We start from the raw sequence: 13786 nt of genomic DNA, 5'->3' as shown, positions 1-13786 counted from the left end.
ACTGCTATCTGGTCAAGATCTAGGGGATTGGGTAGGAGTCAGTGCAATAGTTAGGGAGCAGAACCTTGGTCACACCTGTCCAATTCACATTTCAAGAAACCAATATTGATGAAATTGCCGCTTTTGAGGGGCGTGTTGCAGTCTTTGTGACCACCGAAGGTAAGATGGACCCATCTGCCCGGCGTGTGAACCGGCTCACAAAAGGCGCTTTGGCGCGGCTAAAGGATGCCGGTCTAAAACCCAAAGATGCGCGTGTTCTTGCCTATCCAGTGGGCATGGCGGCTGAAGCGGTCGATGTGATTTGCCTAGAGCGCAATTGCAGCATTGACGACGCTCGCGCTGCTGGCGTGGCTTTGGCCAAAGCGCGCGGCGACAAGCCATTGTTGATCTGCGCAGCTAATCACAACAAAGCAGCTCAGATCGTGCTGGGTCTGGCATTGCGTGATTACGGATTTGACGACCACAAAACAGACAACGCGTCCGAAGATGCGCGATCTGTCACCGTGATGCATACGCGCGCAGACGAGATTGCGGAACAGGCGCACCCTCTGTTGGCCGTGGCCGAAGGTGCGTTTTTCACCCGAGATCTGGTGAACGAGCCAGCCAATGTGCTGACGACCACTAATTTTGCCGATCGACTTGTTGCGATGAGTGATCTGGGTTTGCAGGTCGAAGTCCTGGAAGAAGACAAACTGGCCGAGCTGGGCATGGGCGCATTGCTGAGTGTCGGGCAGGGCAGTGACAGCCCGTCAAAAGTAGTGGTTATGAAATGGATGGGTGGGCAAGACGACAGCCCAAACCTGGCGCTCGTGGGCAAGGGCGTGGTGTTTGACACCGGTGGCATCTCGTTGAAACCCGCAGCCGGCATGGAAGATATGACCATGGATATGGGCGGGGCTGGTGTTGTCGCGGGCACCATGCGCGCGCTGGCATTGCGCAAAGCCAAGGCCAATGTTGTTGGACTTGTGGGGCTGGTGGAAAATATGCCGTCCGGCAATGCAACACGTCCCGGCGATGTGGTGACCTCGATGAAAGGTGACACCATCGAAGTGATCAACACGGATGCCGAGGGCCGTTTGGTGCTGTGTGACGTGATGCATTACGCTCAAGAACGGTTCGAACCGGCTGCGATGATTGACCTCGCCACCCTGACCGGCGCAGTGATCATTGGGTTGGGGCATGAAAATGCTGGGGTTTTCTCCAATGATGACGGTCTGTGCAGTGCCTTTCTTAAGGCCGCAGGTCAAGAAAACGAAGGGGCCTGGCGCATGCCTTTGGGCAAAGCCTATGCAGATCAGCTTAAATCGCGGATTGCGGATGTGAAAAACGTGGGTGGGCGTCCGGCTGGTTCGATCACAGCAGCGGAGTTCCTGCATCGGTTTGTGAAAGACGATATGCCTTGGATCCATCTGGATATTGCGGGGGTGGCGCATGTAAAAACCGACACAACCTATGCACCCAAAGGGGCCACTGGCTGGGGCGTGATGGCGTTGAATCGACTGGTACAAAACCGGTTTGAGGACGAATAAGCCATGGGTGCCGCATTCTTTTACCATTTGACGCAGAGTCCGCTGGAATCAACCCTGCCACTTTTGTTGCAAAAGGCGCGTGGGGCTGGGTGGAATATTGCGGTCAAAGCACAGGATGCGGCGCGCCTTGATTGGCTGGATCAGCGACTTTGGCAGGGGCAACCAGATGGGTTCTTGCCCCATGGGGTGGCGGGGGGCGAACATGACGCGCTGCAACCAATCCTGCTGACGTTAGACGACGCGCTGCCCAATGCGGCGCAATGTATCATGAGCATCGATGGTGCGCAGGTTTCTGCAGAAACGGTTCAGGCCGCTGAACGGGTGTGTATCTTGTTTGACGGCTATGACGACAGCGCGGTGGCCCATGCGCGTCTGCAATGGAAAGCCCTGACAGAGGCCGGATGTGCGGCGCAATATTGGTCTGAAGAAAGCGGTAACTGGGAGAAAAAAGCCGAAAAATCAGCCTGATACGGAGATTTTTTAACGTGTTAGAATCAACTTTCCACGTGTGATGGTGATCTGCTCGTAGCGTTGCAAATAGCTCATCCCTAACAGCGAAATATCCAAGTCACCTTGGGTGATGCGCGCCGATATGTTGCGGTCACGATAGGCACCAACCGCCACCTCATCCAGTTTCACAGAGGCGGTGCGCACCTCGCCATTGGCGGTCATCGCTTTGCCAAAATATTTCAGAGCAGCCACATCAATACCCACAGACTGCGCGGCGTTTTTGGACAAAACCAAATTGCTTGCCCCGGTATCCACCACAAATCGCACATCTACGCCATTCACTTCGGCGGTCAGGTAATAATGCCCGTCTACGGACACCGGGATTTCTATGCGGCCCTGATCAGCAAACACGGTCTGAGTTGGAATGGCGGCCGAACGGATATCCTCCCACATGCCAACCGCAGCGATAACACCCAAAAAGATCAACACCCAAGCCAAGGCCTGCTGCACGGTTTTACGAAAGGTTTGCCGTACGTCAGACACAAACCAAGCCACGACGGCAATCGCCAACAATATCAGATATATAAGGTGGGGCGTTTCAATCTGGTCCATAGATCCTCCTTATATTTAGATAAGGTGGAAAGCCGAAATTTACGAGGCAAAGCCAAAGGCTTTTAGGCCGTCCAGAATGAATTGGACCGAAAGTGCGGCAAGCAACATGCCCAAAAGACGGGTGACAACATTGATACCGATGGGGCCCAATGCGCGCTCCAGCAGGCTGCCGGCCATAAAAAACAGCATGACCGCAAATAGGACCACCAGCGCAACCCCAAGGATCAAAACGGTTCCCTGTACGCCCGGCGTGTGGCTAGAGAGCAAAATCACCGTGGCTATGGACCCGGGACCGGCAATCAAGGGGATGGCCAGTGGGAAAACCGAGGGATCGTCCACTTGATCAACTTGTTTGTCGCTCTGGTCTTCGCGCCGCTTAGAGCGCCGATCAAACAGCATGTCCAAAGCGGTCAAAAACAACAAAGCCCCGCCTGCAATCCGAAAAGCTGGCATGGAAATACCGATGAATCCCAGCACGGCTTCGCCAAAAAAGGCAAACATCGACAAGATCAGAAACGCCACAATACAGGCACGGATGGCAATGCTGCGACGCTGTTTTTGGCTGGCCCCCGGCGTAAAGGCGATGAACATTGGCAACAAGCCAATCGGGTCAATAATCACAAAAAGCGTCGCAAAGGACGTGATCAAAAATGCCGTATCCATAGCCAAACCCTAAAACCTATTGCTGTGCGTTTTCAAGCTTTTCAAGCGCGCTCATCCAAAGAGATTCTGCGCGGTCCTGTGCGTCCATCACTTCGCTGTATTTCTTTTGCCATACCACCATTTCACCTGCTTTTTCTGCTTCGTAAAGGGCAGGGTCTGCAAGTTTCTTGGCCAGCTTGTCGCTCATTTCGCTCAGCTTTGCGATGCGTTCCTCGCATTTGCGCACATCCCCCTTGAGGGCTGCGATTTTGTCGCGTGATGGACGTTTGGGGGCGGGTGCCTTTGGTTTGGCTTTGCCTGCAGGTTTATCTGCGGTCAGCAACAATTTGCGATAGCTGGGTAGGTCATCCTCATAGGGTTTGACCGCGCCATCTTTGACCAGCCAAAGCCGGTCAGCGACCAGCGACAGCAAATGCATATCGTGGCTGACCAAAATCACCGCCCCTTGATAGGCGGTCAGCGCCTCGACCAAAGCCTCGCGGCTTTCAATATCAAGGTGGTTGGTCGGTTCGTCCAAAATCAGCAGATGCGGCGCGTCCAAAGTGGCCAAAAGCAACGACAACCGGGCTTTTTGGCCACCCGACAATCGGCCCACTTCGGTTTCTGCCTGCGCAGCGCCCAGGCCAAATCCAGCCAAACGCGCCCGAATACGGGCTTGGCCTTCGTGGCTGCGAAGGCGCATCAAATGCTGAATGGGGGTTTCATCTATGTAAAGCTCATCCACCTGATGCTGGGCAAAAAAGCCGATGCGCAATTTGCTAGAAACGGTGAACTTGCCAACTTTCTTTTCCAAGCGGCCCGAAAGCAATTTGGCCAAAGTGGATTTGCCCTGTCCATTTTTACCCAACAAGGCGATGCGATCATCTTGGTCGATGCGCAGATCCAGATCTTTCAGAACAATCGACTCGCCATAGCCCACAGACACGCCTTCGGTGGCGATGATGGGCGGCGAGAGTTCTTCGGGCGTTGGAAAGGTAAAGACCACGCGCGCCGCATCTTCTGGCGCCGTGATGGGGGTCATCTTTTCCAGCATTTTCACCCGGCTTTGCGCCTGTTTGGCCTTGCTGGCCTTGGCTTTGAAACGATCCACAAAGCTTTGCAAATGCGCGCGATGTGCGTCTTGTTTCTTGGCGGCGGCAGCTTGCACGGCCCGTTGCGCTGCGCGCTGCCTGGCAAATTGATCATAAGGCCCGGTGTAATAGGTCAGACGGCGTTCATCCAAATGCAGGATGGCATTTACCGACCGGTTCAACAATTCGCGGTCATGCGAGATGATCAAGACCGTATGCGGGTATTTGACCAGATAGGCCTCAAGCCACAAAGCACCTTCCAAATCCAAATAGTTGGTTGGCTCGTCCAACAGCAGATAGTCAGGCTGCGAAAATAGCACAGCGGCCAGGGCCACGCGCATGCGCCAACCGCCGGAATAGGCAGAGCAGGGTTTCAGCTGGTCTTCGTGATCAAACCCCAGACCCTTAAGAATCGACCCGGCGCGGGCTTCGGCGCTCCAGGCATTGATGTCACTTAGACGGGTTTGGATATCGGCAATCCGGCCTGGATCTGTGGCGGTTTCCGCCTCTGCCAACAGTTCGGTTCGTTCGGTATCAGACGCCAGCACGGTATCAATCAGTGACACTTCGTTGCTGGGCACTTCCTGCGCCACGCCGCCGATTTTGGCGCGATCTGGCAGGGTGATAGAGCCGCCCTCGAGCACCAATTCGCCACGGATCAACCGAAACAGCGTTGTTTTGCCAGCACCATTGCGGCCAATCAGGCCCACTTTGTGACCTGTCGGGATAGTCGCGGTGGCCCCTTCAAACAGCGGGCGGCCTTCGACGTTATATGAGATATCAGAAATCTTTAACATGGCTGCGAGCAGTCTATCAGACTGGCATTCTTGTCAATCTCATTCGCATAATTCGACGCAGGGGTCTTAGGGCTTTGCAAAACTTTGTGGTCGTGCTAGTGCGCGGCCAAATTAAACTTTGAACCCTGAGGATTTATCATGGCTCTGGAACGCACTTTCTCTATCATCAAACCTGACGCAACACGCCGTAACTTGACTGGCGCGATCAACGCGAAATTCGAAGAAGCAGGCCTGCGCGTTGTGGCGCAAAAACGCATCCACCTGACCAAAGCGCAAGCTGGCGTTTTCTATGCTGTGCACGCCGAGCGTCCTTTCTATGACGAACTGTGTGAATTCATGGCATCCGAGCCAATTGTTGCTCAGGTTCTGGAAGGCGAAGGCGCAATCGCGAAAAACCGCGAAGTTATGGGCGCAACCAACCCAGCAGACGCTGCTCCGGGCACAATCCGCGCCGAGTTCGCTGAATCCGTTGGCGAAAACTCCGTTCACGGTTCCGACGCGCCTGAAACAGCCGCTGTTGAAATCGCTTACTTCTTCTCTGGTCTGGAACTGGTCGGCTAAGCCACCGTCCCGTCGGATTTGAATAGTGGCCGTTTCGAGCAATCGAAGCGGCCTTTTCTTTGATAAGCAGAAAGCCCAAGCCAATGACCAAAGCGAAACGTATCGTTCTCTCTAGCGACCACGCGGCGATCGAGCTGCGCCAGACCATCGCCAAACATATTGAAACTCTGGGCTTTGAGGCGGTGGATATCGGACCAACGACGCCGGAAAGCACGCATTACCCAAAGCACGGCGAAGCCGCGGCGCGCAAAGTTGCATCAGGCGACTGTGATCTGGGCATTATTCTGTGCGGCACAGGGCAGGGCATCATGATGTCAGCCAACAAGGTGAAGGGCATTCGCTGTGGCGTTTGTTCCGAGACGTTCTCTGCCAAAATGATCCGCGCGCATAACAACGCAAATATGCTGTCGATTGGTGCTCGGGTAACGGGCCCGGATCTGGCAATCGAGATCGTTGATGCCTTTTTGAAATCAGATTTTGAAGGCGGCCGCCACGGCACGCGTGTTGATCTGATGGAAGCCATCGCAAACTAAAACAATCGGCGTCGGGCTGGCGTTCGGCGTCAGCCGGCCTTGGGGTCCAGAACGCCAATTTGATTGAGAATGCGTTCAAGTTCATTAAGACCTCTGTCTGATCTCGCGGCTTTGATCGCGTCAAACCGAACGCGCAGCGCGTCTTTTTCTTTGCCTTTGCAGTCGTTCCACGGACGACCCTGCAGGGCCATCACAAGCACATAATAGCCAATGAAATGCGGTTTGGTGCCAGTGGCAAGCAGGCGGCCATAGGCCTCGTCTGGCCCCAGCTCACGCAAAGCTTCCGCCGAATGAATGCCGGCTTTGGTACAGGCCTCTTCATAGGCTGGCCCAAGGTTTTTGATCGAAGATACAGCGGTGGTCATGCCACAAAATAGCATCTTCCAAGGCGGTGTCACCCGCGCAGTTATCCCAAATGACTTAAATCGCGGCCCAGTCGGAAAACACCGGCTTTTTGGTCTCGGGGGCTTCGGGTTTTTGCTTAACGGGGGGCAGAGGGCGCGTGGACCCCGCAGATTGCTTTGGATCTTGGTTCATTGAAATCGGCATAACAGCTCCTTTCTTAAATCGTCTGATCTGTGCCAGACATCTTGGGAAAAGTCCGTTGTTTCAGCCTGTTGGACCCATACCCTTTGCTCAAGGTGGCACGCGAATAGCCTACCAATCCTAATGGATAGGTTAGCGCCGGACTTGGGCAACAATGTGCCGCACATGGTATAAATTGTTGCCGTATGCGTGGCATTGCGCTTTGATACCCGACAGAAACTCCAATCTGTTTAAGGTATCGGCCAAAGCGCATGCGCCCCTTCATTATTGCTTTACTTTTCTGTGTATTCAGCCCTGTGGGCCTGCGCGCCGAAGCGGTGCAGACACCCATTGGGACGGTTCAGATTACGGCCATGGCAAAGGGGTTCAAGACACCTTGGGCCTTGTCGTTTTTACCGGATGGCGGGTTTTTGGTGACCGAAAGGCGTGGGCGTCTGTGGCATGTGGATCCAATGGGAACCAAGCGGCGCATCAGCGGCACCCCAATGGTTGTGGCTGAAGGCCAGGGTGGTTTGCTGGATGTCTTAGTGCCGAGGGATTTCGCGACATCACAGCATATTTTCCTAACCTTTGTGACCGCGCAAGGCTCAGGGTCGGGCACCGCCGTGGCCCGCGCTATTTTTGATGAAAAAAACCATCAGCTGCGCGATGTCGCAACGATATTTGAGATGACGCCAGGCTCTCGCGGAGGGCGTCATTTTGGTTCGCGTCTGGCCGAAGGTCCGGATGGCGCGCTATATGTGACCATCGGTGAACGCGGTGACAGGCCTTCGGCGCAAGATCTTACCCGACACAATGGCAGCATCCTCCGCATTGGTAAAACCGGCGCGGTGCCGTCGGACAATCCCTTTGTTCATCGCAACAATGCCGCGCCTGAGATCTGGAGCTATGGCCATCGCAATCCGCAGGGCATGGGCTTTGACAGCGCCGGAAATCTTTGGGCCGTTGAACACGGCGCGCGCGGAGGCGACGAGGTCAATTTGATCAAACCTGGCGCAAATTATGGCTGGCCGGTGATTGCCTATGGGCGACATTATAGCGGTGGAAAAATCGGTGAAGGCACAGAAAAAACCGGCATGCGCCAACCCGATTATTACTGGGACCCATCAATCGCACCCTCTGGCTTAATGGCCTATTCCGGCGAAATGTTTCCTGAATGGCGGGGGTGGATATTTGTCGGCAGCCTGAAATTTGATTACATTTCAGGACTTTCCGGCACAAAGCTAAAGGAAAATCTTGCGCTTAAACACAGCTCTACGAAACGCGTGCGCGACATTCGGCAAGCTGCGGATGGCAGCATTTGGTTCATTTCCGAAGACCGTGGCACCATCTTTCGCATCAGCCGCTAGGATGCGGATCCGCGGCTGCCGCGTTCGCGATAGGGCGTGACTTCGTAATGCGAGCGGTAGCACTTTGAAAAATGGCTGGGTGAGGAAAAACCACAGGCCAAGGCCACATTGATCACGCTCATATCGGTCTGCATCAGCAAATTTCGCGCTTTTTGCAGCCGCAATTCCATATAATACCGCTTTGGAGAGCGGTCCAGATACCGCCGAAATAGCCGTTCGAGCTGTCGTGTTGACATGCCAACCATCTGCGCCAGATCAGAGGGGCTGACGGGTTCTTCGATGTTTTTCTCCATCATCTGAATCACTTGGCTCAGCTTGGGGTGACGCACGCCAATGCGGGTTGGCACTGAAAGACGCTGGGCATCTTGGTCGGTGCGGATCGAAGAATAAATCAACTGATCTGCGACAGAGTTGGCCAGATCTTCGCCATAGTCATCCGCAATCAGTTTTAACATCAAATCAATCGACGCCATGCCGCCCGCTGTGGTCATGCGATTGCGGTCGACCACAAAGACCGATTTGGTCAGCTCGATGTCGTCATCTGCAAACTCTTCGACAAACCCATCGTGATTTTCCCAGTGGATGGTCACGCGGCGCCCCTCCAGCAATCCGGCCTTGGCCAAAGTATAGGCCGCCGTGCACAGCCCACCGATCAGCACGCCCTTGCGCGATTCGCGCCGCAGCCAACCAAGCAACTTCTGAGTCGTTGCTTTTTGCACATTCACGCCACCGCAAAGCATGATTGTCTCGTCACGCTTGATATCACCCAAATCACCTTGGACCGCAAAAGACGTGCCCGCCGAACAGGTTACAGACGATGCACCCTCGGAAACCAAAGACCAATCATAAAGGTCTTTGCCTGCCATTCGATTGGCCAACCGCAGGCACTCGACGGCAGAGGAAAAGCTCAACATTGTGAATTCATTCATTAAAACAAATACAAACCGGCGGGCCGGCTCTGGGTCTGTCTTGTGAAATGTTGGGGCATTGGGCTGTGGCGATTTCATTCAGTACCTTTGGTGCGATAGGCGATTTTCGATCAAATCACTTGAGCCATTTGCGGGGTTTCCGTCAAGAACGATATTTGGCATACGGGTCAGGTCCGTACTTTTTCTTTGACGGGCCTAGATTTGACAACCGGAGTAAAGACAATGGCAGAATGGCAAAAATCTGACTGGCGCACTAAGCCAAGGGTTCAGATGCCTGACTATACGGACGAGACCGCGCTGAAGGCAGTAGAAGCCCAGCTCGCAAGCTATCCGCCCTTGGTCTTTGCTGGCGAAGCGCGCAGCTTGAAAGCAAAACTCGGAGCTGCGTCTCGCGGCGAGGCCTTTTTGTTGCAGGGTGGCGATTGTGCGGAATCTTTTGCGCAATTTAATGCAGATGGCATTCGTGACACGTTCAAAGTGATGTTGCAGATGGCAATGGTATTGACCTACGGGGCCAAGGTGCCTGTGGTCAAAGTGGGCCGTATGGCCGGCCAATTTGCCAAACCACGCTCGGCGCCATCAGAAACCGTGAATGGCGTGGAATTGCCAAGCTATCGCGGCGACATCATCAACGAGCTTGATTTCACATCTGGCGCGCGCATTCCTGATCCCAAAAAGATGCTGCAAGCCTATACACAAGCGGCTGCAACGCTAAACCTGCTGCGTGCGTTCAGCACGGGGGGTTATGCGGACGTCAACAGCGTACATGCTTGGACGCTTGGCTTTACCGAAGGCGAAAAAGCCGCGAAATACCGCGAAATGGCCAATAGCATCAGCGATGCGTTGGATTTCATGTCGGCGGCTGGTGTGAACAGCAATCTGTCTCATGCGCTGCATACGGTTGATTTCTACACCAGCCACGAAAGCCTGCTGTTGGAGTATGAAGAGGCGTTGACCCGTCTTGATTCTACATCCGGCAACTGGCTGGCTGGCTCTGGTCATATGTTGTGGATCGGCGATCGCACCCGTCAGCCAGACGGCGCGCATGTTGAATTCCTGCGCGGTGTACAAAACCCGATTGGTCTGAAATGTGGTCCAACAACCACAGCCGAAGACCTGAAGGTTCTGATGGAGAAGCTGAACCCAGAAAACGAAGAGGGGCGTCTGACCCTAATTGCGCGGTTTGGTGCCGGCAAGGTCGGGGATAACCTGCCTCGCTTGATCAAAACCGTGCAGGAAGAAGGCGCGAAGGTGCTTTGGACCTGTGACGCGATGCATGGCAACACTATCAAATCCGCGACAGGCTATAAAACCCGTCCATTTGAAAGCGTGCTGCGTGAAGTTCAGGAATTCTTTGCTATCCACAAAGCCGAGGGCACCATCCCTGGTGGCGTGCATTTCGAGATGACCGGGCAAGACGTGACTGAATGCACCGGTGGGGTGCGTGAAGTGACCGAAGAAGACCTGTCAGACCGTTATCACACAGCCTGTGACCCACGCTTGAACGCAAGCCAGTCTTTGGAACTTGCATTCTTGGTCGCCGAAGAGCTGTCTGCTTTGCGCGCAACGCAAAAGGCCTCTAAAGCCGGGTAAGGCGCTTAGAGCATAAAGAGTAAAGCGCATCCAATGGGTGCGCTTTTTTCGTTTTGAGAACCTAAAGAATTCACCGCGCGGCAAAGTGCCCAAAGCGAAAGGTTAAACCAGATGCAAGTGGTTTTGGGTTTTGGCCAATGATTTGCGGTGACCCGAGGGTGTCGGTTTTGCGTCGTTAGAGGCCACGAGCACCAAACTGTGGTTGCGCACAGAACCGGGATCTAGGTGGCCAAAAGCCCCGACGGGTTTGACCAAACTGCCATTTGGATACAAGTGCCGAGCCAAGACCGATTTGGCGGGCGCAAATTGCAGACATCCTAGGGCACGGGTGACGCGGCCGATATCGTCATGCAGCGGCAAAATCAGCATCTGGGCATCGATCTGATGATCAGAGGCATGGCCCCAAGTGAAATTCAACCTGGCGCGTGCGGGCATAGCAAAGACATCTTGTAGCGTGTTCTCAAAAAAATCACGGCGGTCTGGTGTGATTAGGCAAGTCGCCGGCATGCCACGCGCCTCGGCGCCAAAGGCCTGGCATATCTTTGAACCAGCAAGCCGAAAACGGGCAATACGAGGGGTGACTTTTTCCAAAATAAAGGCGTAGGGCAGTGCTGTTTGAATGCCGCGCGGATCAATTTGGGCGCGTTTTGGCACTTCGGCTCTACCGCGCAGACCTTCCCAATAGGTCTCGACCTCTGCAAGTGCTGGGAAACGTGAAGCGCGGCTTGGTTGGTCATGATCAAAATACTGTGTCATTGTGCAGTCCGGTCCCGTCGGCAAAGGGGTAAAGCCAAGCGCATTCTGCGTCTGTGCAACGCGGTTCTAACCGTGTTTATCTGGGCTTTGCGATGGGGATAATATGACAGATTTAACTGAAATTTGGTAACAAACCCGAAGGTTTGGTTAACGTTGCGCGATTTCTGGTTTACCAACGTGGCGCTTTTGTGCGACTTCCATTGGGTCACCAAAGCCGATCTGTCAGGAGAAATGCCCCATGTTGAATTCAATGACTGGCTTTGCCTCGGCCAAGGGCCAGGCCGATGGCTATACCTGGACATGGGATCTGCGCAGCGTGAACTCCAAAGGATTGGATTTGCGGATGCGGGTGCCCGATTGGATCGAAGGTTTAGAACCTTTGCTGCGCACAGGGCTTGCAAAAGCCGCCGCACGCGGGGCGGTCACTCTTAGTCTAAGAGTATATAAAACTGAGGAAAATTCAGCATTAGCGCTCAACAAAACTGCGTTGGATACGGTGCTGAAAGCTTTGGCAGATATCGAAACCGACGCCATGGATCGCGGCATATCCTTGTCGCCCAGCAATGCCGCAGAGATTTTGGCACTGCGCGGTGTCATGGATACGGCAAGCGCCGAAAGCAACACAGATGGGCTGCGCGCCGCATTGGTGGCGGGATTGCCTGCTTTGATTGCCGCCTTCAACGAGATGCGAGCCAGCGAAGGACAGGCTCTTGAAAATGTACTGAGCGGCCAGATCACAGAGATCGAAACGTTAACAAATGCGGCCCAAGCCGTGGCGGAACAACGCAAAGCTGAAGTCGCGACGAATTTGAAAAACAATCTTGCGAAAGTTCTAGAGAATGTCGACGCGATGGATGAATCCCGCCTCGCTCAGGAACTGGCGGTTCTGGCCGTTAAAAGCGATGTGACCGAGGAACTGGATCGCCTTATGGCGCATGTTGCGGCGGCCACAGAACTCGTGGCAAAAGGCAGCCCAGTTGGTCGCAAACTGGATTTTTTAATGCAGGAATTTAACCGCGAAGCTAATACTCTGTGCTCTAAGGCCCAGAACGTTGATCTGACACGTGTTGGGCTAGACCTGAAAGCCGTGATAGACCAGATGCGCGAACAAGTTCAGAACGTGGAATAAGCTATGCAAAACCGTCGTGGCCTCTTAATCATTTTGTCCTCTCCCTCGGGGGCCGGGAAATCTACATTGTCCAAACGCCTGCGCCAATGGGACCCATCGATAGATTTTTCCGTTTCGGCGACCACGCGCAGCCCACGCCCGGGCGAGGTCGATGGTGCAGATTATCACTTTATGTCCGAGGATGATTTCAAACGTGACGTCGCCTCGGAAGGCATGCTGGAGCACGCCCATGTTTTCGGCAATTTTTACGGCTCTCCGCGTGGCCCAGTGCAACAGGCCATTGATGCGGGCCGCGACGTTTTGTTTGATATCGACTGGCAGGGGGCGCAACAAATCCGCAATTCAGTGCTGGGCCAGCACACCTTGTCGATCTTCATTCTACCGCCCTCGATCAAAGAACTGCGCCGCCGTCTGGAAACCCGTGGGCAAGACAGTGCCGAAGTTATCTCAAAGCGCATGCAGAAAAGCTGGGACGAGATCAGCCACTGGGGCAGCTATGACCACGTGTTGATCAACGACGACCTTGATCAAACCGAACAGGATCTAAAAGATATTGTGACCGCCACGCGTTTACGCCGTATCCAGCAACCTCATTTGGTGGACCACGTGCGCCACCTGCAACAAGAGTTTATGGACAGCCAATGACCCAATTTGCCCTAAACGGTGTAAAGCCGCAAATCGCCGAAGACACCTGGGTTGCGCCAGATGCCAACCTGATTGGCAACGTTGTTTTAGAACCCGGTGCCTCTGTTTGGTTTGGCTCTACACTGCGCGGTGACAATGAGGAAATCCGTGTCGGCCAAGGCTCTAACGTGCAAGAGAACACCGTCATTCACACTGATATGGGTTATCCCCTTAGAATCGGTAAAAATTGCACGATTGGCCACAAAGCCATGCTGCACGGCTGCACCATTGGCGATAATTCCCTGATTGGCATGGGCGCAACCGTCTTGAACGGCGCGAAAATTGGCAAGAACTGCCTGATCGGGGCTGGTGCCTTGATCACCGAAGGTAAAGAAATCCCAGACGGGTCTTTGGTGATGGGTACGCCGGGCAAGATTGTGCGTCAACTGGATGATGCGGCCATACAAGGCCTGACCAAAAGCGCCATAGGCTATCAAAACAACATGCGCCGATTTCGCGATGGTCTGACAAAAATATAACGTCGTTTCATACTGTTACACACATCTCTGAAAGGGCGACTTTACATTTGGGGCGACATTCGCAAACCTGCGCCCAATGTTTCGCGGTTTCAGTGACAGGCACATC

Annotated in this window: 16 protein-coding genes; 9 read left to right on the top strand and 7 right to left on the bottom strand. The window is 54.1% G+C overall.

Going from position 1 to position 13786, the window contains the following annotated elements; genetic code table 11:
* The first annotated feature begins 65 nt into the window (after positions 1–65).
* The gene (locus tag ABXG94_RS04540; protein ID WP_353532578.1) at positions 66–1529 is read left to right on the top strand and encodes a leucyl aminopeptidase; all 1464 of its coding nucleotides are present in this window, start codon (positions 66–68) and stop codon (positions 1527–1529) included.
* Positions 1530–1532: 3 nt separating this feature from the next.
* A complete protein-coding gene (locus ABXG94_RS04535) occupies positions 1533–1997 on the top strand; it encodes a DNA polymerase III subunit chi (RefSeq protein WP_353532576.1) in 465 nt (154 codons plus the stop codon).
* A 12-nt stretch (positions 1998–2009) separates the two neighbouring features.
* On the opposite strand, the gene ABXG94_RS04530 is transcribed toward ABXG94_RS04535, so the two are convergent.
* From ABXG94_RS04530 to ABXG94_RS04520, 3 genes are read right to left on the bottom strand one after another with little or no spacing between them, the layout of a single operon-like run.
* Complete coding sequence (locus ABXG94_RS04530; RefSeq protein ID WP_353532575.1) at positions 2010–2591, bottom strand: retropepsin-like aspartic protease family protein; 582 nt, start codon at positions 2589–2591, stop codon at positions 2010–2012.
* Between the two features lie 39 nt (positions 2592–2630).
* Positions 2631–3254 (bottom strand): MarC family protein, encoded by a 624-nt coding sequence (locus ABXG94_RS04525; RefSeq protein ID WP_353532574.1) that lies wholly within the window; start codon positions 3252–3254, stop codon positions 2631–2633.
* Positions 3255–3270: 16 nt separating this feature from the next.
* The gene (locus tag ABXG94_RS04520; protein WP_353532573.1) at positions 3271–5121 is read right to left on the bottom strand and encodes an ABC-F family ATP-binding cassette domain-containing protein; all 1851 of its coding nucleotides are present in this window, start codon (positions 5119–5121) and stop codon (positions 3271–3273) included.
* Positions 5122–5259: 138 nt separating this feature from the next.
* Here ABXG94_RS04520 and ndk point away from each other — a divergent pair, with 138 nt between their 5' ends.
* Together ndk and rpiB are read left to right on the top strand one after the other, a co-directional pair.
* Positions 5260–5682 carry a nucleoside-diphosphate kinase gene (ndk, locus tag ABXG94_RS04515; RefSeq protein ID WP_353308060.1) on the top strand — a complete coding sequence of 141 codons (423 nt, stop codon included), beginning with the start codon at positions 5260–5262 and terminating at the stop codon, positions 5680–5682.
* A gap of 83 nt (positions 5683–5765) precedes the next feature.
* Complete coding sequence (rpiB, locus tag ABXG94_RS04510) at positions 5766–6215, top strand: ribose 5-phosphate isomerase B (RefSeq protein WP_353532571.1); 450 nt, start codon at positions 5766–5768, stop codon at positions 6213–6215.
* A gap of 29 nt (positions 6216–6244) precedes the next feature.
* Here rpiB and ABXG94_RS04505 read toward each other — a convergent pair whose 3' ends face one another.
* Together ABXG94_RS04505 and ABXG94_RS04500 are read right to left on the bottom strand one after the other, a co-directional pair.
* Complete coding sequence (locus ABXG94_RS04505; RefSeq protein WP_353532570.1) at positions 6245–6580, bottom strand: TfoX/Sxy family DNA transformation protein; 336 nt, start codon at positions 6578–6580, stop codon at positions 6245–6247.
* Positions 6581–6635: 55 nt separating this feature from the next.
* Entirely contained in the window at positions 6636–6764 is a 129-nt protein-coding gene (locus ABXG94_RS04500; RefSeq protein WP_353532569.1) for a hypothetical protein, read from the bottom strand.
* 248 nt (positions 6765–7012) lie between these two features.
* On the opposite strand from ABXG94_RS04500, the gene ABXG94_RS04495 reads away from it, so the two are divergent.
* Positions 7013–8110, top strand: coding sequence for a PQQ-dependent sugar dehydrogenase (locus ABXG94_RS04495; RefSeq protein WP_353532568.1), 1098 nt, complete (start codon positions 7013–7015; stop codon positions 8108–8110).
* Here the strand turns inward: ABXG94_RS04495 and ABXG94_RS04490 are convergent.
* A complete protein-coding gene (locus tag ABXG94_RS04490; RefSeq protein WP_353532567.1) occupies positions 8107–9117 on the bottom strand; it encodes a GlxA family transcriptional regulator in 1011 nt (336 codons plus the stop codon). The two genes, ABXG94_RS04495 and ABXG94_RS04490, sit on opposite strands and share 4 nt — an antisense overlap.
* Before the next feature lie 144 nt (positions 9118–9261).
* Between ABXG94_RS04490 and ABXG94_RS04485 the strand changes: the two genes are divergently transcribed.
* The gene (locus ABXG94_RS04485) at positions 9262–10632 is read left to right on the top strand and encodes a class II 3-deoxy-7-phosphoheptulonate synthase (protein ID WP_353532566.1); all 1371 of its coding nucleotides are present in this window, start codon (positions 9262–9264) and stop codon (positions 10630–10632) included.
* Between the two features lie 102 nt (positions 10633–10734).
* Here ABXG94_RS04485 and ABXG94_RS04480 read toward each other — a convergent pair whose 3' ends face one another.
* Positions 10735–11388, bottom strand: coding sequence for a PAS domain-containing protein (locus tag ABXG94_RS04480; protein ID WP_353532565.1), 654 nt, complete (start codon positions 11386–11388; stop codon positions 10735–10737).
* A gap of 238 nt (positions 11389–11626) precedes the next feature.
* Between ABXG94_RS04480 and ABXG94_RS04475 the strand changes: the two genes are divergently transcribed.
* The 3 genes from ABXG94_RS04475 to ABXG94_RS04465 are packed head-to-tail and all read left to right on the top strand — an operon-like array spanning position 11627 to position 13680.
* Complete coding sequence (locus tag ABXG94_RS04475; RefSeq protein WP_353532563.1) at positions 11627–12517, top strand: YicC/YloC family endoribonuclease; 891 nt, start codon at positions 11627–11629, stop codon at positions 12515–12517.
* 3 nt (positions 12518–12520) lie between these two features.
* A complete protein-coding gene (gene gmk / locus ABXG94_RS04470; protein ID WP_353532562.1) occupies positions 12521–13162 on the top strand; it encodes a guanylate kinase in 642 nt (213 codons plus the stop codon).
* Complete coding sequence (locus ABXG94_RS04465; protein ID WP_353532561.1) at positions 13159–13680, top strand: gamma carbonic anhydrase family protein; 522 nt, start codon at positions 13159–13161, stop codon at positions 13678–13680. The genes gmk and ABXG94_RS04465 overlap by 4 nt, the downstream gene beginning before the upstream one ends.
* Positions 13681–13786: the final 106 nt, after the last annotated feature.

Origin of the sequence: Cognatishimia sp. WU-CL00825, assembly GCF_040364665.1 — a bacterium.
Lineage (GTDB): Bacteria > Pseudomonadota > Alphaproteobacteria > Rhodobacterales > Rhodobacteraceae > Cognatishimia.
The sequence above is the reverse complement of the archived record's forward strand: the minus strand, read 5'-3'. Positions and strand labels throughout refer to the sequence as shown.

Coding starts and splice junctions, on each gene's coding strand:
- ABXG94_RS04535 (WP_353532576.1), top strand. CDS start 1,533: ATGGGTGCCGCATTCTTTTACCATTTGACGCAGAGTCCGCTGGAATCA.
- ABXG94_RS04530 (WP_353532575.1), bottom strand. CDS start 2,591: ATGGACCAGATTGAAACGCCCCACCTTATATATCTGATATTGTTGGCG.
- ABXG94_RS04525 (WP_353532574.1), bottom strand. CDS start 3,254: ATGGATACGGCATTTTTGATCACGTCCTTTGCGACGCTTTTTGTGATT.
- ABXG94_RS04520 (WP_353532573.1), bottom strand. CDS start 5,121: ATGTTAAAGATTTCTGATATCTCATATAACGTCGAAGGCCGCCCGCTG.
- ndk (WP_353308060.1), top strand. CDS start 5,260: ATGGCTCTGGAACGCACTTTCTCTATCATCAAACCTGACGCAACACGC.
- rpiB (WP_353532571.1), top strand. CDS start 5,766: ATGACCAAAGCGAAACGTATCGTTCTCTCTAGCGACCACGCGGCGATC.
- ABXG94_RS04505 (WP_353532570.1), bottom strand. CDS start 6,580: ATGACCACCGCTGTATCTTCGATCAAAAACCTTGGGCCAGCCTATGAA.
- ABXG94_RS04500 (WP_353532569.1), bottom strand. CDS start 6,764: ATGCCGATTTCAATGAACCAAGATCCAAAGCAATCTGCGGGGTCCACG.
- ABXG94_RS04495 (WP_353532568.1), top strand. CDS start 7,013: ATGCGCCCCTTCATTATTGCTTTACTTTTCTGTGTATTCAGCCCTGTG.
- ABXG94_RS04490 (WP_353532567.1), bottom strand. CDS start 9,117: ATGAAATCGCCACAGCCCAATGCCCCAACATTTCACAAGACAGACCCA.
- ABXG94_RS04485 (WP_353532566.1), top strand. CDS start 9,262: ATGGCAGAATGGCAAAAATCTGACTGGCGCACTAAGCCAAGGGTTCAG.
- ABXG94_RS04480 (WP_353532565.1), bottom strand. CDS start 11,388: ATGACACAGTATTTTGATCATGACCAACCAAGCCGCGCTTCACGTTTC.
- ABXG94_RS04475 (WP_353532563.1), top strand. CDS start 11,627: ATGTTGAATTCAATGACTGGCTTTGCCTCGGCCAAGGGCCAGGCCGAT.
- gmk (WP_353532562.1), top strand. CDS start 12,521: ATGCAAAACCGTCGTGGCCTCTTAATCATTTTGTCCTCTCCCTCGGGG.
- ABXG94_RS04465 (WP_353532561.1), top strand. CDS start 13,159: ATGACCCAATTTGCCCTAAACGGTGTAAAGCCGCAAATCGCCGAAGAC.